This is a genomic window from Janthinobacterium sp. FT14W, assembly GCF_009208755.1.
Lineage (GTDB): Bacteria > Pseudomonadota > Gammaproteobacteria > Burkholderiales > Burkholderiaceae_D > Janthinobacterium > Janthinobacterium violaceinigrum.
Window position 1 is genome coordinate 1 of the sequence record NZ_WFLL01000011.1, and the last position, 25555, is coordinate 25555.

At 62.4% G+C, this 25555-nt stretch carries 23 protein-coding genes; 7 read left to right on the plus strand and 16 right to left on the minus strand.

Annotation, left to right across the window (positions count from 1 at the left end):
• Positions 1–210: 210 nt before the first annotated feature.
• From GCN74_RS09895 to glnA, 7 genes are all read right to left on the minus strand, one after another.
• Positions 211–3027 carry a TonB-dependent receptor plug domain-containing protein gene (locus GCN74_RS09895; RefSeq protein WP_152256523.1) on the minus strand — a complete coding sequence of 939 codons (2817 nt, stop codon included), beginning with the start codon at positions 3025–3027 and terminating at the stop codon, positions 211–213.
• A gap of 304 nt (positions 3028–3331) precedes the next feature.
• Positions 3332–4705: a GAF domain-containing sensor histidine kinase gene (locus tag GCN74_RS09900; RefSeq protein WP_152256524.1), complete on the minus strand. Its 1374-nt coding sequence runs from the start codon at positions 4703–4705 to the stop codon at positions 3332–3334.
• A gap of 134 nt (positions 4706–4839) precedes the next feature.
• Positions 4840–5805 (minus strand): magnesium/cobalt transporter CorA, encoded by a 966-nt coding sequence (gene corA, locus GCN74_RS09905; RefSeq protein WP_131374183.1) that lies wholly within the window; start codon positions 5803–5805, stop codon positions 4840–4842.
• 139 nt (positions 5806–5944) lie between these two features.
• Positions 5945–7432: a nitrogen regulation protein NR(I) gene (gene ntrC / locus GCN74_RS09910; protein WP_152256525.1), complete on the minus strand. Its 1488-nt coding sequence runs from the start codon at positions 7430–7432 to the stop codon at positions 5945–5947.
• Positions 7433–7480: 48 nt separating this feature from the next.
• Positions 7481–8569: a nitrogen regulation protein NR(II) gene (gene glnL, locus GCN74_RS09915; protein ID WP_152256526.1), complete on the minus strand. Its 1089-nt coding sequence runs from the start codon at positions 8567–8569 to the stop codon at positions 7481–7483.
• A gap of 7 nt (positions 8570–8576) precedes the next feature.
• Positions 8577–9059 (minus strand): DUF4124 domain-containing protein, encoded by a 483-nt coding sequence (locus GCN74_RS09920; protein ID WP_152256619.1) that lies wholly within the window; start codon positions 9057–9059, stop codon positions 8577–8579.
• A gap of 183 nt (positions 9060–9242) precedes the next feature.
• Positions 9243–10658, minus strand: a complete 1416-nt coding sequence (glnA, locus tag GCN74_RS09925; protein WP_029496182.1) for a type I glutamate--ammonia ligase — start codon at positions 10656–10658, stop codon at positions 9243–9245.
• A gap of 385 nt (positions 10659–11043) precedes the next feature.
• Here glnA and GCN74_RS09930 point away from each other — a divergent pair, with 385 nt between their 5' ends.
• The 3 genes from GCN74_RS09930 to GCN74_RS09940 all read left to right on the plus strand — a co-directional run bounded on the left by GCN74_RS09930 (position 11044) and on the right by GCN74_RS09940 (position 12294).
• Positions 11044–11505, plus strand: coding sequence for a rhodanese-like domain-containing protein (locus GCN74_RS09930; protein ID WP_152256527.1), 462 nt, complete (start codon positions 11044–11046; stop codon positions 11503–11505).
• A gap of 157 nt (positions 11506–11662) precedes the next feature.
• Entirely contained in the window at positions 11663–12013 is a 351-nt protein-coding gene (locus GCN74_RS09935) for a type II toxin-antitoxin system RelE/ParE family toxin (protein ID WP_152256528.1), read from the plus strand.
• The gene (locus GCN74_RS09940; RefSeq protein ID WP_152256529.1) at positions 12010–12294 is read left to right on the plus strand and encodes an XRE family transcriptional regulator; all 285 of its coding nucleotides are present in this window, start codon (positions 12010–12012) and stop codon (positions 12292–12294) included. Before GCN74_RS09935 ends, GCN74_RS09940 begins: the two co-directional genes overlap by 4 nt.
• A 13-nt stretch (positions 12295–12307) precedes the next feature.
• Here the strand turns inward: GCN74_RS09940 and GCN74_RS09945 are convergent, their stop codons facing one another.
• Complete coding sequence (locus tag GCN74_RS09945) at positions 12308–13654, minus strand: TAXI family TRAP transporter solute-binding subunit (protein WP_152256530.1); 1347 nt, start codon at positions 13652–13654, stop codon at positions 12308–12310.
• Between the two features lie 130 nt (positions 13655–13784).
• Between GCN74_RS09945 and GCN74_RS09950 the strand changes: the two genes are divergently transcribed.
• Entirely contained in the window at positions 13785–14390 is a 606-nt protein-coding gene (locus GCN74_RS09950; protein ID WP_152256531.1) for a glutathione S-transferase family protein, read from the plus strand.
• On the opposite strand, the gene GCN74_RS09955 is transcribed toward GCN74_RS09950, so the two are convergent.
• The 7 genes from GCN74_RS09955 to GCN74_RS09985 form a co-directional block, all read right to left on the minus strand.
• Positions 14387–14800 (minus strand): hypothetical protein, encoded by a 414-nt coding sequence (locus GCN74_RS09955; RefSeq protein ID WP_152256532.1) that lies wholly within the window; start codon positions 14798–14800, stop codon positions 14387–14389. The two genes, GCN74_RS09950 and GCN74_RS09955, sit on opposite strands and share 4 nt — an antisense overlap.
• 30 nt (positions 14801–14830) lie before the next feature.
• Complete coding sequence (locus tag GCN74_RS09960) at positions 14831–17947, minus strand: transglycosylase domain-containing protein (RefSeq protein WP_152256533.1); 3117 nt, start codon at positions 17945–17947, stop codon at positions 14831–14833.
• 364 nt (positions 17948–18311) lie between these two features.
• The gene (locus GCN74_RS09965) at positions 18312–19097 is read right to left on the minus strand and encodes a competence/damage-inducible protein A (protein ID WP_152256534.1); all 786 of its coding nucleotides are present in this window, start codon (positions 19095–19097) and stop codon (positions 18312–18314) included.
• A gap of 31 nt (positions 19098–19128) precedes the next feature.
• Positions 19129–19956: an EI24 domain-containing protein gene (locus GCN74_RS09970; RefSeq protein WP_152256535.1), complete on the minus strand. Its 828-nt coding sequence runs from the start codon at positions 19954–19956 to the stop codon at positions 19129–19131.
• A complete protein-coding gene (locus tag GCN74_RS09975; protein ID WP_152256536.1) occupies positions 19956–20996 on the minus strand; it encodes a sterol desaturase family protein in 1041 nt (346 codons plus the stop codon). The genes GCN74_RS09970 and GCN74_RS09975 overlap by 1 nt, the downstream gene beginning before the upstream one ends.
• Positions 20993–21907, minus strand: coding sequence for a polysaccharide deacetylase family protein (locus GCN74_RS09980; protein ID WP_264372879.1), 915 nt, complete (start codon positions 21905–21907; stop codon positions 20993–20995). The genes GCN74_RS09975 and GCN74_RS09980 overlap by 4 nt, the downstream gene beginning before the upstream one ends.
• A 10-nt stretch (positions 21908–21917) precedes the next feature.
• Entirely contained in the window at positions 21918–22889 is a 972-nt protein-coding gene (locus GCN74_RS09985; protein WP_152256537.1) for a cytochrome D1 domain-containing protein, read from the minus strand.
• Between the two features lie 197 nt (positions 22890–23086).
• Between GCN74_RS09985 and GCN74_RS09990 the strand changes: the two genes are divergently transcribed.
• From GCN74_RS09990 to GCN74_RS10000, 3 genes are all read left to right on the plus strand, one after another.
• Positions 23087–23443: an FKBP-type peptidyl-prolyl cis-trans isomerase gene (locus GCN74_RS09990; protein WP_034782471.1), complete on the plus strand. Its 357-nt coding sequence runs from the start codon at positions 23087–23089 to the stop codon at positions 23441–23443.
• A gap of 196 nt (positions 23444–23639) precedes the next feature.
• Entirely contained in the window at positions 23640–23894 is a 255-nt protein-coding gene (locus tag GCN74_RS09995) for an acyl-CoA-binding protein (protein WP_152256538.1), read from the plus strand.
• Between the two features lie 43 nt (positions 23895–23937).
• Positions 23938–24408, plus strand: coding sequence for a GNAT family N-acetyltransferase (locus GCN74_RS10000; protein ID WP_152256539.1), 471 nt, complete (start codon positions 23938–23940; stop codon positions 24406–24408).
• A 92-nt stretch (positions 24409–24500) separates the two neighbouring features.
• On the opposite strand, the gene proX is transcribed toward GCN74_RS10000, so the two are convergent.
• Positions 24501–25553, minus strand: a complete 1053-nt coding sequence (gene proX, locus GCN74_RS10005) for a glycine betaine/L-proline ABC transporter substrate-binding protein ProX (protein ID WP_152256540.1) — start codon at positions 25551–25553, stop codon at positions 24501–24503.
• Positions 25554–25555: the final 2 nt, after the last annotated feature.

The window sequence follows — 25555 nt, forward strand, 5'->3', positions numbered from 1 at the left end:
ATCAGAGTTAATCGGGCATTCTTATGGATGTTCATTCGGTTGGTTTCCTTGAGAACTGGGGGTTTGGCGATTTCCAGTGTCTCAAATCCAATCCGAATGAACCACAACAACCTATTGAAACATCACAGCTAGGCCACGTCCGCCTTCCCCTGCGGCGGGACGAAAAAAACCGGCACCCAGTGCCGGTTTTTTTATGCCTGCGTACCCCGTTTAAAACTTGTACGAGGCATTCAGGTAGCCCGTGCGGCCGCGCGGATCGTAATAGCGGTCGTCATAGCCGAACTGCTGGCCGCGATTCGCGCCCGCCGTCGATGGCACGAATGGCGGGCTCTTGTCGGTCAGGTTCAGCACGCCTGCGGTAAAGACCCAGCTCTTGCTTGGCGTCCACACGGTTTGCCAGTCAAGCGTCGAATAGAAACCCACTTGCATGCGGATCTTTTCCTGCCCCGTCACGGCGCCCGAAGCGTCAAGCACGTCGACCGTCGTTTCCTGGTCCTTGTAGCCGGACAGGAAGTTGACCGTCAGCGAGTTGGCCCAGTTACCCGTTTTCAAGGTATTCGTCCACTGGCCGCGCGTGCGGAAAGTTACCGTACCCAGATCGGCGAAGTTGCCCAGCGCCGAATAGTATTGGCCGTTGCGTTCCAGCTGCACATCCTCGCGCAGCATCCGCGTCGCGTTCAGCTGCGACGTGAACAGGCCGATGCCGGAGCGGTAGCGGCCGCTGATATCGATGTCGACGCCGGTGGCAAACGATTTACCGAGGTTCTGGTTATCGGCCAGGAAGGCCAGGTAGGTCGTCCCCGTGCCCACATCCTTGTTGACGCCCCAGGATTTCGGGAAGTTGGCCGGATTGGCGAACACCAGCTGTTCCGTCAACTGGCCGAAGGAATCGCGGATCTGCACATGCCACAGGTCCGCGCCCAGGGTGATAGCGCTGATGGGCTCGTAACGGAAGCCGATGGTGGCCTGTTTCGATTTCTCCGGCTGCAGGTCGCGGTTGCCGCCGGCCAGCTGGTCATATTGGCGATTGCCTGGCTGGCATTGGGCATTGAGGCGCGTGGCGATGGCTTGCAGGGCCGGCGTACACGTGTACTTGTCGCTGGTAACGCCATAGCCGCGCTGCAAGGCATTGACTTGCGGCACGGTCGGTGCGTGGAAACCGTTACCGACGGAACCGCGGATCAGCAAGGTGGGCGCTGGCGTCCACTTGAAGCTGGCCTTGGCCGTCGTGGCGCCGCCGAAGTCCGAGAATTCGTCGAAGCGCAGGGCCGCGCCCAGTTCCAATTCTTTCAGCACGGGTGCGATCAGTTCGCCAAACACGCCTTTCGACGTGCGGCTGGCGCTGTATGGCTGGCTGCTGGCCGCGTCGCCGAAACGCTGGTCGCATTCCAGACCCGTCGTGCCGCCGCACAAGGTGCCTTTTACGGGATCGGCCAGGATGCCCTGCGCAAACGGACTCGGCTTGGCGGAGAATTCCTCGCGGTTGATGTTGGCACCCACGCCCAGCATCATGGCCCCGCCCGGCAAGCGCCGCACTTCCGTCGACGCATTCAAATTGATGGTTTGCAGGCGCGACGTGCCGCCATCCCAGTAGCCGGAGAAGGTGGCCGCCTTGATCGCCTCCTGCGCTGCAGTCGATTGCTTGCCCGGGCCGACGAAGGGATCGAGCAAGCCGCTGGACGTGAGGTTATTGACGGCGATGGCGCCAGGATAGCCGGAAATACTGCCTTTTACGCGGCTTTCAGAGAAATTGTACGACGCATTGTAGTCCCAGCCGGCGGCCACGCCGCGCGTGCCGACCACCACGCTGGCGAAGTCCGCCGTATCCTTCGAGGTGCGCTGGCCCATGTCGAACAGCCGGTAAAAAGCCGTACTGTCGCCAGTAATGCCAATTGGCAATAAATATTTGTTATGCAGCGCCGTGCCCGCGTCGACGGCGATGGCACCCGGCACGGGCGCGATGCGCGACGTCTGCTTGGTGCGCGACAGCAACACGTCCGCATACACTTCCTGGCCGGCGATCTTGAAGGTGCCCGAGGCCATGAAGTTGTCGCGTTTGCGCTCCGGATAGATTTCCAGATCCTTCACAAAATCATAGCCGCAGTAATCGTCGACCAGGCCGCTGCCATCATTATATGGCTCGATCACGCGGAAGGTCTTGTCGGGGCAGGAGCCGTTGGTCTTCTGATAAGGGCTGATCAATTGTCCCTGGTCATCGGTGGCGTTGGCGGGAATCGGGCTGGCCGAGAATTGCTGTTTCTGATAGCGCTTGCCATTGGCCGAAAACTGCACCTTGCCCGTGCTGGCGAACGAGCGGTCGACCGAGCCCAGCTTGTCGCGCTCGTCGTGGCCGAAGGTCAGCACCACGTTGTAGCCATCGTCCTCCAGGTTGCCGAAGCCCTTGGTGGCGCTGATGCGTTTCTCGCGCGCGCCGTTTTTGGGCGCCGAATAGCCGATGCTCACGTCGCCTTCCGTCGTGTCGTGCTTGGTAATGAAGTTGACCACGCCGGCAATGGCGTCGGCGCCGTACAGGGCGGACGCGCCGTCGGTCAGCAGTTCAACGCGCTGAATGGCGGAAATCGGGATCGAGTTCAAGTCGAAACCGGCGGCAAAGCCAGTCAGGGTCTGGCCGCCGAACTGGGCCAGGCGCTTGCCGTTCAGCAAGACGAGCGTACGCGTCTCACCCACGTTATGCACGGAAATACCGGAGAAACCGAAAGTGCTGCCCCCGACCGAGGAGCTTTCCGTCGTTGCCCCTTGGGCGGACGAGAGTTTCTTGACCAGGTCGGTGACGGACGTGGCGCCCGAGGTACGGATGGCTTCGGCGGTCAGGATGGTGACCGGCAAGGCGCCTTCGGCGGCGATGCGCTTGATCGACGAGCCGGTGACTTCCACACGCTGTATCTGTGCATCGGCCCCTTGCGCATCCTGCGCGATCGCCGACTGTGACGCGACGGACAGCGCCGCTGCCACGCCACCGGCGCAGACGATGCGCACGGCGTGGGAAATGACGGTTTCTTTAAGCATGGTGAACCCTTCTCATTGTACGTTATACAAGCAGCGGATCTGGTGTCCGCACTGTTGTCGTTCACATCAAGGCACTCTTTGCACCGCACAGTTTTCAAGCCCGGGCTCCGGGCCGGAGCGCCACGCTACCTGTGCGGAAGGCAGACACTGGACAACTAAAAGTTAACTAGGGAATCACATGGAATCACAATGCCAATCTGAGTGTCAACAGAACTCAGCACCTGTATGGCGCGCATACAACATTGCAATAAATATAGAAGTCGGATAGGCATGCCACCCGGAGACGGCGCAAACGCAGGCGTGGTCAGCTGGCCAACGGCAGTCTGATCTGTATATGGCAGCCGGGCGTGCTGTCGATGGCGCACACCTGGCCGCCCAGTTGCTGCACGATCGTATAGACGATGTGCATGCCCAGGCCGGAGCCGCCCTGGCCCCGCTTGGTGGTGAAGAATGGCTCGAACATATGCTCGCGCACGGCTGGCGCCAGGCCGATGCCGTCGTCGGAAAACTCCAGCAGCAGCCAGCGCGCATCCGCGTCGTCGCCGTCCGCCTCGATGCGCGCGCGTATCGTGATGCGCCCAGGCCCGCCCTGCGGATAGCCGTGGCGGGCGCTGTTCATCAGCAGATTCGACAGGATTTGCGACAGCTTGCCGGCCGCCAGGCGCACCTGGCAATCGGGCGCGATATCGAGCTCCACGCCCAGCGCCGCCTTGCGCAGTTCCGGGCTGTGCGCCGAGACCAGGCCGTGCACATAGTCGTGCAGCGCCAGGTCGGCCACGTATTCGCTGACCTGGTCCACGGCCAGCTGCTTGAAATTGCCGATCAGGTCGGCGGCCCGCGCCAAGTTGCGTTCAATCAAGGCGGCCGCCCCTTTCAGCGATTCGGCCAGGTCGATCAGCTCGGCGCGGCTGACCTTGGCGCCGCCCAGCAGCTGCACCAGCTGGTCGGCATAGCTGCCCATGCTCGACGCGGCCGTGAGCGCCACGCCGATGGGCGTGTTGACCTCATGCGAAACGCCGGCCACCAGCGAGCCGAGGGCCGCCATCTGCTCCTGCTCGATCAGGTTGGCCTGCGCCGCCAGCAGCGATTCGGTGCGCACGCGCACGATCTCTTCCAGCTGCTGCGTGCGCTCCTGGTGCTGCAGCTCGGCCGCGCCGCGGGCCGAGAAGATCGACAGCAGCAGCAGCGCCAGCAAGCGCTTGTTTTCATCGATGGGACGCGTGTCGATGGCCGACAGGATGCCCAGGGTCTTGCCATCGGTATCGATCAGCGGCATGCCGACATAGCTTTCCGCCTGCATGTCGACAAGGAGGGTATCGAATGGAAAGCGACGCTGGATATCGCTGCCATGAAAACACATGCTTTGGCAGGTTACATCCTGGCAAGGCGTGTGCTGCAGGCTGTATTCGATATTCGGCTGGTAGCCGTCGCCGCCCCACAGGGCCAGGGTGCGGATGCCTTCGCTGCCATCGTCCATGCGCACCAGGCGCCCGGCGATCACATAGTGCACGTCGAGGGCTTCGGCCAGGTCCTTGACGAGGATGCGCAGGAAGTCGTCGCCACGGGCGTGCGCCGTCGAGGCGGTAATCGAGCGCAGGGCCGCCTCCGCCAGGGTGCGCCGCTGCTCGGCATCGAACAGGGGTTCTTGCGAATTCACATCAAACAACGGAATACTCATGAATGCTCCTGCACGGCACCGGCAGCACAGGCACACCTGCCGGCGCGGCGACTCTCAGCCATGGCCCGCCCCAGCGGACCTGCCGCGATTGTACCCCTGGACATTGTTCAATAATACAGATGTACAGGAATTTTTTACAGCCAGCCGGAACGCTTGAACAAGTAATACATATAACCGCAGACACAACTCATCAGTCCCACGGCGACCGGGTAGCCATAATGCCAGTCCAGCTCCGGCATGAACTTGAAGTTCATGCCCCATACGCCGGCAAACGCCGTGAAGACGGCGAAGATCGCAGCCCAGGCCGCCAATTGCTTGTTCACTTCGCTCTCATCGATGGCCACCATCGACAGATTCACCTGGATGGCCGTACTGATGGTATCGCGGATCGTGTCGAGCGTGCCGTTGATGCGCGCCAGATGGTCGTGCACATCGCGGAAATACTCCTGGGTATCGTGGCACAGGGGCGGCACGCGCCCGCCGTGCAGCTTGCCCACGGCTTCCATCAGGGGCGCCACCACGTGGCGCAAGACCATCACCTTGCGTTTCAACTGGTACAGCCGTTCGATATTGTCGCGCTCGGTGCCACGGTCGAAGATGCGGTCCTCGATCAGTTCCAGTTCCGATTCCAGCGCGTCGAGCACGGGAAAGTAGCGGTCGACGACGGCATCCATCAGTGCGTACAGCACGAAGGCCGAGCCCTGGCGCAGCAGGTGCGGTTCGCGCTCGGCGCGCGCGCGCACGCCGAGGAAACCTTGCGAGCTGTTGCTGCGCGACGAGAGCACGTAATTGGCGCCAACGAAAATGTCGACTTCGCCCAGCACCAGTTCGTTCTCGACCATTTCCACGGTTTTTACGACGGCAAACAGCGAATCGCCATATTCCTCGATTTTCGGGCGCTGGTGGCCCCGCTGCGCATCCTCGACGGCCAGTTCGTGCAGGCAAAATTCGTGCTGCATCTGTTTCAGCTCGTCCGGCGTGGCGTCGAGCAGGGCCACCCAGACGAAACAATCGGGGCGCTCGACGTAGTCGCTGATGTCGTCGATCGGCAAGTCGGCCAGTTTTTTGCCATCCTGGTAGGCCACGCAGTTTATGAGCATGCTATTCCACAGTTCAAGTTAACACCGGACGAAACAGTCCGGCAGGCGCCAGCTTACCTTATCGCCTGCAGTGCGTGTTGTGGCGCGCGAGGGACGCCGTGCGGAAAAGCGGACGGGGGAGTCCCCGTCCGTTCATGCGTCAATCGTCCTTGGCGCCGTCGATGCCCAGCTCGGAGATCTTGCGGGTGATGGTGTTGCGGCCGATGCCCAGGCGCACGGCGGCATCGTTCTTGCGCCCGTGCGTATGCTTGAGCGCCGTCTTGATCAGGGCCGACTCGAATTGCCGTCCCAGCACGGCCATGACTTCCTGCTGCCCCGCGCCCAGCATGCCGGCCGCCTGCAATTCCAGCAAGCCGATCCAGCCGGGCGGCGCGCCATTGGCGGGCGCGGCCGCTTCAAACACCTGGCCGCCGTGCGGATGGGCCACGGCCGCCGGCGCAGCTTCAGCGGAGACGGCAGCGGCGCCATCGCCCTGCCCTTGCGTCAATTCCAGCGGCAAGTCCTTGATTTCCACCGTCTGGCCCGGCGCCATGACGGTGATCCAGTTGCACAGGTTTTCCAGCTGGCGCACGTTGCCGGGCAAATCGAGACTGCTGAGGAACTGCATCGTCGGCTCGCTCATGCGCTTGGCTTCCACGCCCAGCTGGCGCGCGCTTTGCACCAGGAAGTGGCGCACCAGGATGGGGATATCCTCGCGCCGCTCCCTCAAACTGGGCAGGCGCAGGCGGATCACGTTCAGGCGGTGATACAAATCTTCGCGGAACAGGCCGTCGCGCACGCGCTGTTCCAGGTTCTGGTGCGTGGCCGTAATGACGCGCACGTTTGCCTTCATGGGCTGGTGGCCGCCGACGCGATAAAAATGGCCGTCGGACAACACGCGTAACAGGCGCGTCTGCAGGTCGAACGGCATGTCGCCGATCTCGTCGAGGAACAGGGTGCCGTTCTCGGCCTGCTCGAAGCGGCCCCGGCGCGTCGTCTGGGCGCCCGTGAACGCGCCCCGTTCATGGCCGAACAGTTCGGACTCCAGCAAATCCTTCGGTATCGCCGCCGTGTTCAGGGCGATGAACGGCTGCGCCGCGCGCGGGCTGTGCTTGTGCAGCGCGCGCGCCACCAGTTCCTTGCCGGAACCGGATTCGCCCGTGATCAGCACCGTCACATTCGATTGCGACAGGCGGCCGATGGCGCGGAACACTTCCTGCATGGCGGGTGCCTGGCCGAGGATTTCCGGCGTTTCGGACGGGCCTGACTCGACGCTCGTTTCGCGCAGGCTTTCTTCCAGCGCGCGGCGGATCAGCTCGACGGCCTTGTCGATATCGAAGGGCTTGGCCAGGTATTCGAAGGCGCCGCCCTGGAAGGCCGCGACGGCCGAATCGAGGTCGGAAAAGGCCGTGATGATAATGACAGGCAAGCCGGGAAAGCGCGACTTAACCGTCTGTAACAGTTCCAGGCCGGACGCGCCCGGCATGCGGATGTCGGACACGAGCACTTGCGGCGTGTCGAATTCCAGTGCGGCGATGGCGCCGCGCGCATTGGCAAAACTCTTGGTGGCGAGATTTTCCCGCGCCAGGGCTTTTTCCAGCACCCAGCGGATTGATTCGTCGTCGTCAACTATCCAGATTGGCTTCATTAGTGTGTGCGTCCCGCAATGGATTTCATGGGTGGGATACTGCCTCGCTTATGGCAAGGGGAGAACGATCCTGAAATCGGTGTATCCAGGCCGGCTTTCGCACTCGATCACGCCCAGGTGCTGTTGCACGAAGGTTTGCGCCAAGGTCAGCCCCAGCCCGCTGCCGCCTTCCCTGCCCGACACCAGCGGGTAGAAAATCCGGTCGCGGATCTGGGGTGCGATACCCGGTCCATTGTCAATGATATGCAAGTCTAATGCCAGGTTGTAACGGACCTTGGCCAGGGTCACCTGGCGCGCCACGCGCGTCTTGAAAATCAGCTCCGCATCGCCCGCCTCGATGCGCTCGGCCAGGGCCTGCGCCGCGTTGTGCGCGATATTGAGCACGGTCTGTATCAATTGTTCCTTGTCACCGCGAAACTCGGGGATCGAGGCGTCGTAATCGCGCGAAATGGTCAGGCCGCTGGGAAACTCGGCCAGGATCAGGCTGCGCACCCTTTCGCACACTTCGTGGATATTCACGTCGCCCACGATGTGCGGGCGGCGGTGCGGCGCCAGCAGGCGGTCGACCAAGGTTTGCAGCCGGTCCGCCTCCTTGATGATCACTTGCGTGTATTCGCGCAGCTCGCTCAGGTGCAGGGCCGGCAATTCCAGCTCCAGCAGCTGGGCCGCGCCGCGGATGCCGCCCAGCGGATTCTTGATTTCATGCGCCAGGTTGCGGATCAGCTCCTTGTTGACCTGGCTCTGGTCGAGGATGCGCTCCTCGCGGTCGAGCTTTAACTGCTGCACGTTCTCGCGCAACTCGATCAGCACGCCGTCGCGCGGCGCGTCGAGCGCGCTGATGATGCTGTGCACGCGCAGCGGCTCGCGCCCCAGGCGCTCCAGCGTCAGGTCCTGGCGCAAGTCGGAAAACTTGTGTTCGAGCGCCTGCGCGCAGATGCCGGCCAGCTCCTCGGGATTCAGGAACAGGGCCGTCAGCTTTTGCCGCGACAGCGCCTTCAACGAGCTTTCCAGCAGGTTTTCCGCCGCCGCATTGGCATAGCCGATGCGGCCATCGCCATCGAGCAGGATCACGGCCGAAGCGAGCAAATCGAGGCCGGCCAGGTGGGCGGGACGGGTGGAATGGTTGTCTATGGTCATGGTCTCGTCATCTGATATTGGCGATCTCGCGTTTCAGGGCCTCGACGTTCTGCTGCGTCCGGCTGATGTTGTCCTTCAACTGCGCCACTCTTTCCTGGTATTTCGCATAGTTGCGCTCGTTACCCTGGCGCTCAGGCTGGCCGCCGTTAAATTCCAGGCGCTGTGCCGCCAGTTTCTGCTCTTCGCTGCGCAACTCGTCCTGCAGGATCTGGCGCCGGTCCAGGTCGCGCGCGCGCTGCTCGGCGCCATCGACCTTGGGAAACGCGCCGGCGGCGGGCGCCGCCGTGGCCACCGCCTGCGTGGCGGGCCGTGCCGGCGCGCCCGCCAGCGGCGCCGTCTTGCGCGGCGGCTCCGTCATGGCGCCCGGCAAATCGAGCAGCTGGCAATGCTTGCCGGCACTCCTGTCCGTGTACGTCTTGTGTCCCTGCGCATCGGCGCACACATACAGCTGCCCGTGCGCCTGTGCGGCCGCGCCCAGCAATCCTGCCATCAGCGCCATTCTGTAATGCTTGCTCAATCTCCACTCCTGTCGGCGCATGCCGCAACGTTCCTGGGCCGACTATACAACACCGCCCTGGCGCCGCACTGGGCCGCGGCATAAAAAAACGCGGGCAAGACCATCGCCTCACCCGCGTTTCTTATTCACTACCGGCACCTTGCCGGCGTGGCGCCATTACAGCGAGTAGTACATGTCGAACTCGGCTGGATGCGTGGTCATGCGCATGCGCTGCACATCCTGCATTTTCAGTTCCAGGTAAGCGTCGATCATGGAATCGCTGAACACGCCGCCGCGGGTCAGGAACTCGCGGTCCTTGTCCAGGGCGTCCAGTGCTTCTTCCAGCGAGGCGCACACGGTAGGGATCAGTGCGTCTTCTTCCGGCGGCAGATGGTACAGATCTTTCGAGGCGGCTTCGCCCGGATGGATCTTGTTGGCAACGCCGTCCAGGCCTGCCATCAGCAGTGCGGCGAAGCACAGGTACGGGTTCGCCAGTGGATCCGGGAAGCGCGCTTCCACGCGGCGGCCTTTTGGATTGGCCACGTGCGGGATACGGATCGAAGCGGAACGGTTTTTCGCCGAGTAAGCCAGTTTCACCGGCGCTTCGTAGCCTGGTACCAGGCGCTTGTACGAGTTGGTGCCCGGGTTGGTGATCGCGTTCAGTGCCTTGGCGTGCTTGATGATGCCGCCGATGTAGTACAGGGCGAAATCGGACAGGCCGGCATAGCCGTCGCCAGCGAACAGGTTTTTGCCATCTTTCCATACGGATTGATGCACGTGCATGCCCGAACCGTTGTCGCCAACGATAGGTTTCGGCATGAAGGTGGCGGTCTTGCCATAGCTGTGCGCCACGTTCCACACCACGTATTTCAGGTTTTGCGTCCAGTCGGCGCGCTCGACCAGGGTCGAGAACTTGGTGCCGATTTCATTCTGACCGGCGCCGGCCACTTCGTGATGATGTACCTCAACCGGGATGCCCAGCGATTCCAGGATCAGGCACATTTCCGAACGCATGTCCTGGAAGCTGTCCACTGGCGGCACGGGGAAGTAGCCGCCCTTGACGGTAGGACGGTGGCCGCTGTTGCCGCCTTCGATGTCCTTGCCCGTCGACCACGAACCTTCGTCCGAACCGATTTTGACGAAGCAGCCCGACATGTCGATCTTCCAACGCACGCTGTCGAAGATGAAGAATTCCGGCTCAGGGCCGAAGTAGGCGGTGTCGCCCATGCCCGACGATTTCAGGTAGGCTTCGGCGCGTTTCGCGATCGAGCGCGGGTCGCGGTCGTAGCCCTTGCCGTCCGACGGTTCGATCACGTCGCACTGCATGAAGAGGGTCGTTTCTTCCATGAACGGGTCGATATTCGCCGTGTTTGGATCCGGCAGCAAGATCATGTCGGAGGCTTCAATGCCTTTCCAGCCAGCGATCGAAGAACCGTCGAAGGCGTGGCCCGACTCGAATTTGTCCATGTCGAAGTGCGACACGGGAACCGTCACGTGCTGCTCTTTACCACGGGTATCGGCAAAGCGGAAATCAACGAATTTGACTTCGTTTTCTTCTACCATCTTCAAGACTTCTGCGGCTGTCATTGCCATGCGTATCTCCTAAATGAATGTGGGGTGAGCCGACCTAAGTGCGTCCGGGCTGATGAAGCGAAGCAAACATTGCGTGCCACCAAAACTCATAAGGATCATAGCAGATTCCATGCCAGCTCCCGGAGCGCCCTGGGGCAGGCAGCAAAATTACGGCCATCCCAGTGAAAGTTTTCATGCCCGCGATTTCCACGCGGCGTTTGCGTCCAATCAAGAATGCACTAAGCAAGTGCAAAAAACGAATAACGCACCATTATCGTGCATTTTATGTGAATTCCTGAAAAACGCCTCCTTGTGGTGCAGGCGCCGTGCACCATGGATTCCCGTTTGCGGGGCGCGGACGGCGCACTATAATCGTACACACCTGCCCACTTTCACCGAGGACGCCATGACTACCGCCGCCGACATCCTGACCATCGCCCGCAGCCGGGCCAATGAAGGTACGCCGTATGCCGGCGCCGTCACGCCGCAGGAAGCATATGCGCTGCTGCAAGGCGATGCTGCCGTCAAGCTCATCGATGTGCGCACGAATGCCGAGCGCGACTGGGTCGGCCGGGTCGACATCGCCGATACCCAGCATGGCGCGGTGCAGTGGGCCACCTACCCGGGCGGCGTGCCGAATCCCGACTTCCTCACGCAACTGGCGGCCCAGGCGGGCAAGGACGAGGTGCTGCTGTTCCTGTGCCGCTCCGGCGTGCGTTCGCGCCATGCGGCCAAGCTGGCCACCGAGCACGGCTATATCAACTGCTTCGACATCCTCGAAGGCTTCGAAGGCGACAAGGACGCCGACGGCCACCGCAAGCAGATCGGCGGCTGGTGCAAGGCGGGCCTGCCCTGGCTGGGCGCCTGACGCTGGCCGCCTGACTATCTGAACAGTGTTTGATCTGGCGGGCCATGCTGCGGCCCGCCATCGGCTACAACCATCCATGCGCGCGCGATTTTCTCCAGAGCGGCGCAGATTTACCTTGCGAACATGTACCTTATATAGTACAACGTAGAGGTGCGTCATGGATGCTTCCGGCTTGCGGCAAATTACCCTGCTGTTCTATGCGAACGACCATGGCGGCGAACCCGTGCGCGACTGGCTCAAGTCTTTACCCATCGAAGAGCGCCATGTGATCGGGCAAGACTTGATGCATGCGCAATGGCGCTGGCCCGTGGGCATGCCCCTGTGCCGTCACCTGGGGCAAGACTTGTCGGAAGTGCGCAGCAGCTTGCCCGGCAACCGCATTGCACGCGTGCTGATCTGCCATCACGGCGATTGCCTGGTGGCACTGCACGGCTTTATCAAGAAAACCCGCGCCACGCCCTACGATGACTTGGCCATCGCCCGCAAACGCTTGAAGGAATTGACATGAACGCCACCGTTCCCCACCTCGGCAGCAGTCTCGACGACTTCCTCAAGGAGGAAGGCATCTTCGAGCAAACGCAAACCCGCGCCATCAAGGAAGTGATCGCCTGGCAACTGACGCAGGCGATGCAGGAACAATCGCTGTCGAAGACGCGCATGGCGGCCCTGCTGCAGACGAGCCGCTCGCAGCTCGACCGCCTGCTCGACCCCAGCAGCGACGTCACGCTCTCCACCCTGGAGCGGGCCGCCGCCCTGGTGGGCCGCAAGCTGTCGATCACCCTCGTTTAGGCGAGTTAAGCGCTCAGGCCGGCTCGCCTGCCTCGGGATGTTCGCCCATCAGGGTCAATATGCGCTTGCGCACGAAATTGATGTGGCTGCGCAAGCCGTACAGGCCGTCCGCAAACGACAGCGGTATCGAGATCTGGTTGACCATTTCCTCGATCTGGTCCAGCCGTCTTAATTGCTCGGCATACACGTGCGCGCGCTGCTCTTGCGGCACGTCTTCCAGCGCCTGCTCCACCGTGCGCAACTGGCCATACCAGCGGTACACGCGCGAGCGGATGCGCCACACGTACAGGGGCGGCACCACGCGCGACAGGGGCAGGATCAGGGCGCCCAGGGCCACCACCAGCACCCACATGCGGTCGAAGAAATTGGCCAGCCAGAAACTCATATAGCGCTGCAGCACGGGCGCGCCATCCTTGTAGAATTTCAGCGCTTCGGGCGCCACGGGAATTTCCGTGTAGCGCGCGGACGGGAACTGCCCCTGCTGCTGGAACCAGCCCGTGCCCCCGTGGATGCGGGCCGCCGCCTGCACGAACAGGTCGACCAGGGCCGGATGCAAGTCTTCGCGCGCCACCAGGGTGGCCGTCGGCGCGATCAGGTGATAGTCCTGCGGGGGGATGTTCTGTCCCAGGTCGACGATGCCACGCGGCAAGACGACATGCGTGAGGAAAGGCAGGCGCCGCGTGTACGCCTCTGCCTGCGAAAAATCAAACAGCTTGATGCCCGGCGTTTGCAGCAGCATCTGGATCAGCGGCGCTTCCGGCGCCGAGCTGAACACGAGGCCGTCGATGCGCCCTTCCAGCAGCTCCACCGTGGCGGGCGTGTTCTGCAAGTCGCTGACCGTCAATTCCTTCGCTTCCACGCCATTCACGGACAGCAACTGCCGGAACAGGCTGGGCACGCCCGTGCCTTCCGGCCCCAGGTTGATCTTCATGCCCTTCAATTGCGTCAGTTCCGTCACCGCCTTGTCTTCGCGCATGAACAGCCAGACGGGTTCCGTAAATAGACTCCCCAGCGAAATGAGGCCATGGCGCTCGGCATCCGCGTGTTCCGTCGAGCCGCTTTGCACGAAGGCGATATCGGTCTTGCCGCTGTTTAAGCGCTGCAGGTTTTCCTGCGAGCCCAGCGACGGCTGCAAGGTCACCTTGATGCCGTGCTTGGCCAGGGTGGCCGCATATTTCTTGCCGAACTCTTCGTACGCGCTGTTGTCCTGTCCCGTCGACAGGCTCACCTGGCGCGGCGGCGCCGGGTCGACCAGCCAGTACGCCAGCGCGCAAAATGCGCCCACCAGCAGCAAGGTAGGGCCGGCGGTGGCGAGGAAATCGCGCACGGAAAAGCGGCTGAACGCGAGGATTTTGGACATGTGATGGCGCATAGGTTTCATGGGTGGCTACGATGCCAAGAAAAGCGCAACTATGCAAGGCACTTTCACAGGCGCGGCGTGGCCAAATCCGCTACAGTGGCGGATCAACCACCTGCCCCCGGAGCCCTGCATGCTGAAAATTCTTGGAAAAGCCGCCTCGATCAATGTCCGCAAAGTCCTGTGGACGTGCGAGGAACTGAACCTGCCCTACGAACGCGAAGACTGGGGCAGCGGCTTTCGCAGCACGGACGACCCGGCCTTCCTGGCCCTGAACCCGAACGCCATGGTGCCCGTGCTGCTCGACGGCGACCTGGTGCTGTGGGAATCGAACACCATATGCCGCTACCTGTGCGCCCAGGCGGGCCGCGACGACTTGCTGCCAAGCACGCCCCGCGCCCGCGCGGAAGTGGAAAAATGGATGGACTGGCAAATGGGCGATTTGAACAACAGCTGGCGCTACGCCTTCATGTCGCTGGTGCGCCACAGCCCCGCCCACCAGGATGCGGCGCTGCTGGCGGCAGGTATTGCCGGATGGAACAAGATGATGGGCATCCTGGAGCAGCAGCTGCAGCGCACGGGCGCGTATGTGTGCGGCGAGCAATTTACCTTGGCCGATATCGTGCTGGGCCTGTCCGTCAAGCGCTGGCTGATGGCGCCCATGCAGCGTCCCGACTACCCTGCCATTGCCGCGTATCACGCGCGCCTGGCCGGCAAGACGGCAGAATTTGCCGGTTAATCGAGCTCCACAGCCTCGACCGTGCCGCCGATGACGTAGCAATCGCCATCGCGGCGCACTTCCTCCAGGGTCGCCGGATCATCGTACGTGTACGTGCCGTCGACATCGACGCACCAGACGTCGCCGAAACGCAGCAGCTTCACGCCGCAGCAGATGCGGTTGATGAAGTTGCCCGGCATCCTGACCAGCACTTCCCGCACGTCGCCCACCGTGATGGCCACCTGGCGCCAGACATTGCCTTCCAGCCCATGATTCCTCGCGTACAAGACGATGCGCACGGCCTGCACGCCCTGGTAACCATACACGTGCTCGAATGATACGAGCGCCCCATCGTCAAAACGGTGATATTGCGCAAAGAGCTGCTGCGTCCTGTCCATCGTCACGTTTTCCTCCATAAAAAAACCGGCCATGCAGGCCGGCTTTTAAGTTACAGCAACGATTTAATTCGTGCACTGCTTGGCCACGCCTTCGGCTGGCGCCTGCGGTTCGATCAGCGGCATCAGGCTCGGCGCCAGCGACACCAGCAATTGCACGGGCAAGGCGCTGGTGAAATCGTAGTGCTTCGATTCCGGCCCCCGCACGTACGCCGTCATGCTGCCATAGAAGCGCTCGCCGATATTGAAGACAAACGTGGCCGAACGGTTCACGTAGCGCGACTCGATCAGGCGGCCGCCCGCGCCATACACGTCGAAGCGCTGGTCGCCCGTGCCCGTCTTGCCGCCCATGGGAATGGGCACGCCGTCGGCGCCCACGAATGCCGTCTTGGCCCGTTTCGCCGTGCCGTCCGACACCACTTCGCGGATGGCCTTGGCCACGGCCTTGGCCACGTCCGGCGACAGCACTTGCTCCGCCTCCACCTTGGTGCCCCGCTTGAGCATGGTGTCGTACGGCGTGGCGGCAGCGAAATGCATGGAATCGATGCGCACGCTGGGCTTGCGCACGCCATCGTTGATGATGATGCCCATCAACTCGGCCAGCGCGGCGGGACGGTCTGCCGACGCGCCCAGGGTCGTCGCGTAGGACGGCACCAGCGAATCGAAGGGATAGCCCATCTTCTTCCACTGGCGGTGGATTTCCAGGAAACCCTCCACTTCCAGCAAGTTGGCGATGCGGCGGTCCTGCGCATGCTTGCGGTGCGTATTGAACAGCCATTTATACACTTCCTGGCGTTCCTTCTCGCTGGCCGCCACCATCTGCGACAGGGTGGAACCCTCGTGCTGGCGCAAGTACGCCACCATCCACAGTTCCAGCGGATGCACATTGGCCAGGTAGCCCCGGTCGGCCAGGGACCAGTTTTCCATCGCGTACTGCTGGTACATCTTGGCCACGCGCTCGGGCGGCACTTCGTTTTGCGACGGCAGGTTGGCGTTGAGGAAATCGCCAAATTCCGCCACCGTGCCCTTCGGATTGATGGTGCGGAAGATATTCGCCAGGCGCACGGGTGTCGGGCGGATACTGGCCAACAGGATCTTTTCCTGCTCGTCCACGCTCTTGCCGCGGTACTTCTGGTAGAAGCGGTGCAGGAATTCGCGCCCTTCCTTGTCGGCAAAACGGCTCAGGTACTGGGCGCGGCGCGGATCGTCCGCGTCCGCCAGCAAGGAAGCCGACGAATCGGGGCGCGAAAACATGTAGTAGCGGGCCACGTCGCGCATCAGGCGCACGAACACCAGGTTGGTCGACTGGCGCAGCGCCTGCTGCACCGTCATGATGCGGCTGTCGTCGAGCTTGGAGAAGTTGCCGAAATGGTGCAAACCGCCGCCCGTGAAGAAGCCTTCGCCCGGATTGCCCGAATATTTGCGCTCCATGGCGGCGGCCAGCATGGCGGGCAGCTTGCGCGCCTCGCCGAGCGGCAAAGGTTTCAAGTAGGCAATCGCCCACTGCGACAGCATGTCCTTGGGATCGACGGCGATTTTGTTCAGCTCGGCGGCGCCCATGCCGCTGTAGCGCTGGTGCAGCTGGTCGATGATGTCCAGGTAGGTGACCAGGGTACGCAGCTTGGCCGTGGAACCCAGGTCCAGCTTGGCGCCTTCGTTGATGTCCAGCGGCTGGTCAAAGTTATCCGTTTGCACGCGCAGCAAGTTGGCTTGCTCGCCCTTTTGCAACAGGGTAAAGCTGTAGACCACGTTGGCGGGGTCGCCATTGCCCAGCATGCCCTTGCCCGTCAAGCCGGCCGCTTTCGCCACTTCCGGGTCGCGCAGCTCGCGCAAGACCTTGGTGACGGCGTTTTGCGCCTGCGCATCGAGCGTGCTGACCACTTTCAGGTCCAGGCGGTCCAGGTTGTACAAACGGGGATCGCCCAGCATGCTGGCCAGGTGGTTGCGCACGGCATTCGACGCCTTGCGCGTGACGAACGAGGTGGACGCTTCCGATTGCACGCCCGAGGCCGTCGACGGACGCAGCTTCTCGGCGATGGCCGCATCGCGCAGCTGCGGCGAAATCACGCCCGCCTGCGCCAGCAGGCGCAGATGGCTGTTGGTCAGCACTTCCAGGTCGGCGCCGCCCGCCACCAGGTAATGCGAGGGACGGCGCTGCGCGATCAGCAGGCTCAGCGCCTGCTTGTAGGCCAGCGCACTGCCCGGCTGGTCCATATTTCCTTTGAGCAAAGTCTTCACGTCGGCAAACGGACGGCCATACCAGACCCACATGCCGTCGCCAATGCCGTTGACCTCGCCAAAACCGCTTTTCGCCGACAGCGGCACCGTATTGAGGTAGTTGACGACGATCTTGCGCCGCGCTTCCATGGTGTTTTCGCCATCCTGGTACGAGCGCAGGCTGGCCGACAGCATCTGCAGCAGCTTGTCCTGCATGGAGCTGGTGCGGCCGTCTTCCGAATGCCGGTATTTCTCGATCTGCGTGGCCAGGGTGCTGCCGCCGCCGCCGCGGTGGCCGCCGAACAGGTTCAGCGCCTTGTCCAGAATCGCCTTGCTCAGGCGGTCCCATTCCACGGCCGGATTGCGCCGGGGCGTGCCAGGGTCGAGCAATTCGCGGTTTTCGATGAACAGCAGGCTTTGCACGAGCGCGGGCGGCGCTTCGGCAAAGCCGTCGAACATGCGCTCGGGATAGCTGGCCGCGAACAGGGGCGCGGCGCGGCAATCGAGGATGCTCAGTCCCGCGCGGTTTTTCTCGTGATAGGTGGCAAAGATGCCCCGGTCTGCCAGTTGCACCATCTTCGGCGACATGCGCGCCTGCGCCGTGACGGCATAGTCGCGCGCGTTCAGCTTGGTGATGAAGTCCGGCAAGCTGGCATAGCCGAGCCGCTCGTCATACGGGCCGTGCTGCGGATAGCGGATGGCGCCCGCCGGGGCGGGACCTGGTTCGACCTTGAACGTCAGCTGGCGGTCCAGGCGCGTGAAAAACTCTGCCTGCAGGGCCGAGGTGCGCACTTCGCGCATGACGAACCACGCCACGCCGGCGATCAGCGCCAGCACAATGATGGCAAAGATGGGCCAGATGCGCGAACGGCGCTTCTTCGGCGGGCTCGCCGGCGGCGGCGCCTCGGCAGCTGGATCGGATGGGGGCCGCTCTTGCGCGGCCAGGTTGACGCCTGTGTCTTTCATGGGATGCTGGGGTAAGGTTGGTTTTGGACGGCGCGGAAAATGCGGCAGCGATACCGCTCCGCGCAGGGTAAGACGAGAGCCAGCCAGGGCCGGTCACAACAAAGCTTGCTTAACATGATGTCCATACCGGTAAATCGAAAAAACACGCTACTGCACAGGCAGGCGACCCCGCGTCTGACACGCAAGGCCCCTGTTCACCATTCCACCACATCGGCATGAAAACGACTGACGAGCGCGCACAAAAATCTTGCTTCATTAAAGATTTTCGCAAAAAAACAACGTCTTGGAACGTACGCTTGCGTGCATGGATGCACGGCAGGCGGGACGCCGGCGCAAAAGCCGCCGGCGCCGGGCCGGCAGCACCTCAGATGGTGGTGTATTGCGCCTGCATGGCGTCGAGCGTGGCGCACATGTCGGCAAAGGCGGCCGCCGCCTGCGCCGGCTCGCCCTTGACGCCCAGTTCGATATGCCGGCGCGTCTGCGCGTCGCCCACGCTGGGCAGGCTGAAAACCTTGATCAACGGAAACTCCGCTTCCAGGCGCACCATCAGCGGCGTCAGCAGGGATTCCGCCGTTTCATACACGAGCAAGGCGTGTTCCGCATGCGGCACCTGGTTGAACAGGTGCGCATAATGCGTGTCGAGCACCCATTCGATCATGGGCCAGGACATGATGGGAAAGCCCGGCACGAAATAATGCTCGCGCACGGCAAAGCCGGCAATCTTGTTGTACGGATTCGGAATCAGCTCGGCGCCTTGCACGAATTCCGCCATTTTCAGGCGGTGCAGGTTTTCCGGCGAGTGCAAGTCCGCCGGCACGCCCGCCTCCTCGCCCATTTCCGTGATGCGCTGCTGGATATTCTGCTTGCCCTGCGGATGCAGCACCAGCGGCAAGCCCAGCGCATCGGCCGCCGCCTGGCGCGTATGGTCGTCCGGCGTGGCGCCGATGCCGCCAAAGCTGAAAACGATGTCGCCGCTGGCAAAGCTGCGCTTGAGCAAGGCGACCAGGCGGGCCGGCTCGTCGCCCACGTATTCCGCCCAGCTCAGCTGCAAGCCCCGCGCCTTGAGCATGTGCACCACTTTCGGGAAATGCTGGTCCGTCCGCTTGCCCGACAGGATTTCGTCGCCGATGATGATCAATCCGATAGCCATGGAACTTCCTCGTTCGATTCAATTAATAAGGTCAGGCGTCCGCCGGCGCCACGTCGGTCATGCCGCGTACGCCCCGCAAACGCGCTAGTGCTTCCAGACAGTAATACTGGAACCACAGCCCCGTGAAGATAAAGATCAGTACGTACAGCCAGATGGCGAACGCCGCCAGGAAGGGGAAGAACACCACCGACATCACGCCGCCCATCCACAGCATGCCGGGTACGGCGCCGGCCGCGCCCGAGACCATGCCGATGGCCAGCAGGGGCCAGCGCTGCGTGCGCATGATGGCGTGGCGCTCGTCCACGCTGGCGTAATCGGCCATGGCGTCGTACGCCATCACGCGGTAGGTCAGCCAGCCCCACAGCAGGGCCTGGCCCACCAGCGCGGCGGGCGGGAACGCGTACAGGGGCAACATGAGCACCCAGACGATGATGAACAGCAGGAAGGTGGCCAGCGAGGTGCCCACGCTGCCCAGCAGGCTGCCGCCATGTTTCTTTTCCAGTTGCGGAAAATGCCGCCCGCCAATGTGGCGGCCGATGGCCGGCATGGCGAACAGGCCCATGAAAATGAGCGCCGTCAAGATCATCAGCGGCAACAGCATGAACATGGCGATCAGGGGCACGATCACGGCTTTCAGCACGCCCAGGCCGAAGGCGGCCAGCACCTGGCCGCTGGTGCGGAAGAAATCGTACTCGGTAAACAGCGCATGCAGGCTGTCGATCAGCGGCTGCAGGCCCACATACAGCAGGGCCCCCCACAGGATCAGCGACAGGATGAACGGCACGACGCTCAGCAGCAGTATCTTGCCGTGCAATTGCGACAGCAAGGCGCGGCCATACGAATTCAACACATTACGCATCAGCGGCGTCCTTTTCGTTTCAATCTTGCAAATTCCACCATGCGGCGCAGGCCCAGCCATTGCTGTTGCCAGAAGCCGCGGCCATAGTTGCGTCCCGGCCGGCCAATACCGTTGCTGTCGATGCGGGCCAGCTGGTCGCGCACGCCCGTGCGCGCATAGCCCGCCGAGAAGTTCGCGGTGCCCAGCAGCATATCCCAAATTGGCAGGACCACGCCGAAGTTGCAACCGCCCATGCTGCCCTTGCCTTTCGACTCATGCCCCACGCCGATGGCATGGTGCGTGCGGTGGAAACGGGGCGAGATCAGCAGCCGCTCGCCGATGCGGCCGAAGTGTATCCTCACATTTGCATGCTGCAAGCTTTGCAGGATGCGCGAAATCGACACCAGCAGCACATATTGCCCAGGCGGCACGCCGATACCGAGCGCCACCAGCGCCATCACCACGTCGCGCAGGAAGTCGTCGAGCAGATGGTTGCGGTCATCGCTCCACAAGTTCATGTTTTGCTGGCTGTGATGCAGGCTGTGCAAGCCCCACCACCAGCCGAAATGGTGCGAGGCGCGGTGGTAGCAATAGTCGACGAAGTCCAGTATCACAAAATAAATGATAAAACTGAGCAAGGGACTGATGCCGGGCAACAGCGACTCCAGGTTCAGGGGATGGATATTGTCGAAGCGCAAGGCGCCCGCCAGTGCATCCATCAGCGGATCGAGCGTGAAGAAGACCAGCACGGAAAACAGGCCGACCCGGTGCAGCACGGTATACAGAAAATCGTTCCAGCGGGCGCGCGGATCCGTGATCTTTTGCGCGGGAATCCAGGCTTCGAGCGGGCGCAGCACGAGAAACAGCAGCACCAGCTCGCACAGGCCGATCAGCAGCCACTCCGTGCCCTCGAACGCTTCTTCCGTGAATTCGCCAAAGCCCAGGTGGTACACGAGGGGATTGACCACGCTCTGGAACAGCCAGCCTTGCGCCACGCCAAAGGCGTCGACGACAGTGTCGATGGCGGCAGCGGCGAAGCTGGCGATATCGGCGGCGATCATGGCTGACCCTTCTTCTGCGCGTAGGCAGGATGCGCGCGCAGGGTGGCAAAGCAGAAACCCTGGTCCTGCAAGCCCGCGATCAGCGCGTCCAGGTTGGCGGGCGCCCACGCATCCTTGCGCGACCAGATGCCCATGTGTGCAATGAAGATGTCGCCGCTGCGCAAGTTCGCCAGCGCTTTCTTCAGCAGCATGGCGTTCGGATACTTATCGCTGGGCAACTCATCGCCCGAATAGCCGGCCGGCGCCCAGCCCGCGTGCTGGTAGCCGCAGGCGCTGCCGGCCGCCAGGGTGCGTGGCGACGTGTAGCCGCCCGGCGCGCGCCAGAACGGGTCGAGCTTGCGCCCGGTCAGTTCCTGGAAGCGCGTATCGACCCGGCGCAATTGCTCGCAGAACTGCTTATCCGTGAACGAGGCCAGCTTGCCCCCGTCCTTGCCGAACTGAGGCTTGACCTGGATCAAGCCGTTGGCCAGATCTTTCTTCCAGTACACGTGGTCAAACGTATGCGTGCCGAACGCATGGCCTTCGGCCACGCGGGCTTTCCAGTACGGCGCCCAGGACGGGTCCAGCGAATAGTCGCCGCGCGTGGTCTTTTCATTGGCCAGGAAAAACGTCGCCTTCACATGGCGTTTATTCAGCACGTCGGCAATCAGCTGCGCCTGCGACTGGCTGCCCGTGTCGAACGTCATGTAGATGGTGCCCTTGCAGGCGGCCGGCGCGGCCGCGGGGGTGGCAGAGGCGGCGGCAGGCGTGGCGGCAGACGCTTTGGCAGCTGCGGTGACAGGTGCAGCGACAGCTGCAGTGACAAATGCGGCGGCAGGCGCGCTCGCCTGCGCGGACGCGGGCGACCACATGGCGCTGGCGCACAGCAGCATGGCGGGCGCGTGGCCCGCGAGAACGAAGCGTGTCATCATCAATGGCGCATCACATGCGCGGCGAGTGGGTGGCGAAATACACGCCATGGGGCGAGCGGCCCACCGGTATGGTCTTGATCACCTTGCGCGTGGTCAGGTCGATCACGGCCACTTTCTTGATCCAGCGCAAGGTCACCCACATGGTCTTGCCATCGGGCGTGATTTCCATGCAGTCGGGGCCGCCGGGCACATTGATGGTGCCCACGTTTTCCAGGGTTTGCTGGTCGATGATGTTGATGGTGTTCGACACGCGGTTCGACACGAACGTCATGCGGTTGTCGCCCAGCGCGCGGAAATTATGCGTGCCGGCGCCCGCCTTGATGCGCTTGACGGTCTTTTGCGCGCGCCAGTCGATCACTTCCACGTAATCGCTGCCCATGATGCCCACCAGCAAATGCTTGCCATCGGGCGTCATCGTGATGCCGGCCGGCGCGGGGCCGACGGGCATGGTCCACTTCACCGTCTGCGTGGCCAGGTCGATGGCGCTGACCTGGTTGCTGCCCTGCTGCGTAATGAAGGCCATGGTGCTGTCGGCCGTGAACGCCATGTGGCTGGGCAGTTTCGGCAGCGGGATGCGCTTGGCCAGGGTCAGGTTCTTGCCGTCGTAGCGGTACAGGTCGATGCGGTCCAGGCGCAGCGAGTTTGAGATGAACCATTTCTGGTCCGGCGAAAAGCCGATCTGGTAGGGGTCGAGGATATTGCTGATGCGGCGCTGGATCTGGCCCGACACGGGGTCGAGGAAGATCAGCTCGTTGCCCACGGAACTGGCGACGATCAGCGACTTGCCGTCCGGCGTCTCCATCAGATGATGCGGTTCCTTGCCGACGGCAAAGGTGGACAGGGGCGCGTAGGTTTTCTGGTCCAGCAGTTGCACCGTAGCATCACGGGAATTGAGCACCACCACCACTTCGGCTTGCGCCGTCGATATTGCGGAAACCAGGCACAGCGAGGAAAAAACAAGGCGGCGTAGACTGCGGAACATGGGAGAAATCACTGTTAAATACAAAACATGCATTTTACGTGGAACACTGTATTTTTTGTATTAAATCCCCCCTTAAATGCGAGCAACAGTCACACATCGCCGTAATCGCCTCTTTTTCCCCGTCCGGGGCCTGGAATGGCGCTTTGCAACTCATTGCTCTACAATCTGAAGCTTTCATCGCCTACACAAGGATTATCATGACCACCACCACTACCGCTTCCGGCCTGCAATACATCGACACCACCGTCGGCGAAGGCGCTGAAGCGCAAGCCGGCAACAATGTTGTCGTGCATTACACGGGCTGGCTGCAGAACGACGACGGCAGCGCCGGTGCGAAATTTGACTCGAGCAAGGACCGCAACGACCCATTCGAATTCCCGCTGGGTGCCGGCCGCGTCATTCAAGGCTGGGACGAAGGCGTGCAAGGCATGAAAGTGGGCGGCAAGCGCCAGCTGATCATCCCGGCAGCCCTGGGCTATGGCGCACGCGGCGCCGGCGGCGTGATTCCACCGAACGCCACCCTGATTTTCGACGTCGAACTGCTGGGCGTATAAGAAACCGGCCGCGTTCGCATGACCGCGCCAGGCGCCGCCCCTCGTCACCGAGCGGCGGCGTTTTTGTTTTGAGTATGTCCTCTAATGCACGGCGCCCTTTTTTCACTATGATGTCAGGCATTGCAGCACGCACGGCGGCCACTCCGCCGGGCCTGCCGCACTTTTCCAGCGATTCCATCAGCACACAGGAGCCATCATGAGTTTACAAGAGCAATTCGAACAAGCGCAGCTCGATTCCAAGACCCTGTCCGAGCGTCCGGACAATATGACCTTGTTGAAAATCTACGCCTTGTTCAAGCAAGCGTCGAGCGGCGACGCCACGGGCGAGCGTCCTGGCATGACCGATTTCGTCAACCGCGCCAAGTTCGACGCCTGGGCGGCCCTGGCCGGCACCTCGAAGGACGAGGCGCAACAGCAGTACATCGACCTGATCGAAGACCTGAAGGACTGATGGCTCCCTGCCCCGGCGCCTGCCGGGGCAGTATAATTTCTGCATGACACCATCACCGATTCCCCAGGTTTCCCTGGCGCACGCCGCCGACCTGCCCCGCTTGTTCGACGTCTGGCACCTGTCCGTACGCGCCACCCACGATTTCCTCGCCGACAGCGATATCGGCGTCCTGATGCCCTTCGTGCGCGACGAGCTGGCCAGGGTCGCCGCCGAAGGCTTGCTGCACGTGCTGCGCGCTGCCGACGGTGTCCCCTATGCCTTCCTGTGCGTCGAGCACGCCAAGATCGAGATGCTGTTCGTCCATCCCGACCGGCGCGGCAGCGGCGCCGGCCGCACCCTGGTCCGGCATGCCATCGGCAGCCTGCACGCCACGGCCGTCGACGTCAACGAGCACAACACGCAAGCGCACGGCTTTTACCGCCACCTGGGCTTTATCGAGGAAAACCGCTCGGAACGCGATCCGTTTGGCCAGCCTTTCCCCATTTTGCACCTGAAACTGGCCAAAATGGCCTAAAAACTCACGAAAAACCACCAAAACAGGCCGTTAACGCAAAAGTGGCTACCGAATCGGTAGCCACTTCTTTCAAAGCCGGAGAGCGCTGAAACTTACTGCTTCGCTGCCGCCAGCGCTTGCGCGATCCAGCCGTCGAACGTCTGCTGGTGGAACTTGATCCAGCCGGCCGTATGGCGCGCGATATCGGCTTGCGTGTTTTCGCCGCGGCGCATGCGCTCGTTCTGCGCATTGATGTCGGCCACGGGCAGTTGCATCACCTCGAACAGCCTGGCCGCGGCAGGGTTCTTCTCCGCCCAGGCTTTATTCGACACGATGCGCGCCGTGTTGACGGCAAAGCCGTAATCGCTGCCATCGTCGAGGCGGGTATTCACCTTGTCCGGATTGGCCGAAAACGGCACTTTGAGCCAGATCACATCCTTGCCCGGCACCAGCACGCCGCTGACCCAGTACGGCGTCCACGTGTAATACAGGATCGGCTCGCCACGCTTGTAGCGGCCCAGGGTGTCGGCGATCAGGGCCGCATAGCTGCCCTGCACGTGCGTCACCGTTTCGCGCAGTTTATACGCATCCATGTGGTTCTCGATCAGCGCTTCGCAGCCCCAGCCGGGGTTGCAGCCCGTCAAGTCGGCCTTGCCGTCGCCATCGTGGTCGAACAGCTTGGCCAGGGTGGGATCGCGCAACTGGTCGATATTCGTGATGTTGTACTTTTCCGCCGTCACCTTGTCGATCAGGTAACCCTGCGCGGCAGGCCCCGCATACTGGCCCGTGCGCAGCAGCTTGGCGTCGCCGCCCGCATTGTTATAGAAATCCTTGTGCATGGGGTCCCAGTGCACGGCCATGAACGTGGCGTCGCCGTTGGCGATGGCGATATGCGCGGTCGGGTATTCCACTTCCTTGATCGGCTGCACTTCATAGCCGAGCTTTTCCAGCGCCTTGTCGACCAGCATGGTCTGGAAGGTTTCTTCCGCGATCGAGCTTTGCAGCGCCTGCACCTTGACGCCCTTGCCGGGCAGCGCATCGGCGGCCGGCGTCTGCGCCATGGCCAGGCTGGTGGTCAGGGCCAGGGCGGCAATCGCCAGGGCGGAATACAGCTGGAACTTGCGTTGCGATTTTTGCGTCGCTTTAAAATGTTCGATTTGATGCATGG

Bases quoted from the DNA above. Each gene is read 5' to 3' on its own strand.
- GCN74_RS09960 (WP_152256533.1), bottom strand. From the start codon at position 17,947: ATGAAAGACACAGGCGTCAACCTGGCCGCGCAAGAGCGGCCCCCATCC.
- glnL (WP_152256526.1), bottom strand. From the start codon at position 8,569: ATGACCATAGACAACCATTCCACCCGTCCCGCCCACCTGGCCGGCCTC.
- glnA (WP_029496182.1), bottom strand. From the start codon at position 10,658: ATGGCAATGACAGCCGCAGAAGTCTTGAAGATGGTAGAAGAAAACGAA.
- proX (WP_152256540.1), bottom strand. From the start codon at position 25,553: ATGCATCAAATCGAACATTTTAAAGCGACGCAAAAATCGCAACGCAAG.
- GCN74_RS09970 (WP_152256535.1), bottom strand. From the start codon at position 19,956: ATGCGTAATGTGTTGAATTCGTATGGCCGCGCCTTGCTGTCGCAATTG.
- GCN74_RS09935 (WP_152256528.1), top strand. From the start codon at position 11,663: ATGGATGCTTCCGGCTTGCGGCAAATTACCCTGCTGTTCTATGCGAAC.
- GCN74_RS09945 (WP_152256530.1), bottom strand. From the start codon at position 13,654: ATGTCCAAAATCCTCGCGTTCAGCCGCTTTTCCGTGCGCGATTTCCTC.
- GCN74_RS09955 (WP_152256532.1), bottom strand. From the start codon at position 14,800: ATGGCCGGTTTTTTTATGGAGGAAAACGTGACGATGGACAGGACGCAG.
- GCN74_RS09920 (WP_152256619.1), bottom strand. From the start codon at position 9,059: ATGGCAGGATTGCTGGGCGCGGCCGCACAGGCGCACGGGCAGCTGTAT.
- GCN74_RS09980 (WP_264372879.1), bottom strand. From the start codon at position 21,907: ATGATGACACGCTTCGTTCTCGCGGGCCACGCGCCCGCCATGCTGCTG.
- ntrC (WP_152256525.1), bottom strand. From the start codon at position 7,432: ATGAAGCCAATCTGGATAGTTGACGACGACGAATCAATCCGCTGGGTG.
- GCN74_RS09930 (WP_152256527.1), top strand. From the start codon at position 11,044: ATGACTACCGCCGCCGACATCCTGACCATCGCCCGCAGCCGGGCCAAT.
- GCN74_RS09895 (WP_152256523.1), bottom strand. From the start codon at position 3,027: ATGCTTAAAGAAACCGTCATTTCCCACGCCGTGCGCATCGTCTGCGCC.
- corA (WP_131374183.1), bottom strand. From the start codon at position 5,805: ATGCTCATAAACTGCGTGGCCTACCAGGATGGCAAAAAACTGGCCGAC.
- GCN74_RS09975 (WP_152256536.1), bottom strand. From the start codon at position 20,996: ATGATCGCCGCCGATATCGCCAGCTTCGCCGCTGCCGCCATCGACACT.
- GCN74_RS09900 (WP_152256524.1), bottom strand. From the start codon at position 4,705: ATGAGTATTCCGTTGTTTGATGTGAATTCGCAAGAACCCCTGTTCGAT.
- GCN74_RS09950 (WP_152256531.1), top strand. From the start codon at position 13,785: ATGCTGAAAATTCTTGGAAAAGCCGCCTCGATCAATGTCCGCAAAGTC.
- GCN74_RS09965 (WP_152256534.1), bottom strand. From the start codon at position 19,097: ATGGCTATCGGATTGATCATCATCGGCGACGAAATCCTGTCGGGCAAG.
- GCN74_RS09985 (WP_152256537.1), bottom strand. From the start codon at position 22,889: ATGTTCCGCAGTCTACGCCGCCTTGTTTTTTCCTCGCTGTGCCTGGTT.
- GCN74_RS09990 (WP_034782471.1), top strand. From the start codon at position 23,087: ATGACCACCACCACTACCGCTTCCGGCCTGCAATACATCGACACCACC.
- GCN74_RS09995 (WP_152256538.1), top strand. From the start codon at position 23,640: ATGAGTTTACAAGAGCAATTCGAACAAGCGCAGCTCGATTCCAAGACC.
- GCN74_RS09940 (WP_152256529.1), top strand. From the start codon at position 12,010: ATGAACGCCACCGTTCCCCACCTCGGCAGCAGTCTCGACGACTTCCTC.
- GCN74_RS10000 (WP_152256539.1), top strand. From the start codon at position 23,938: ATGACACCATCACCGATTCCCCAGGTTTCCCTGGCGCACGCCGCCGAC.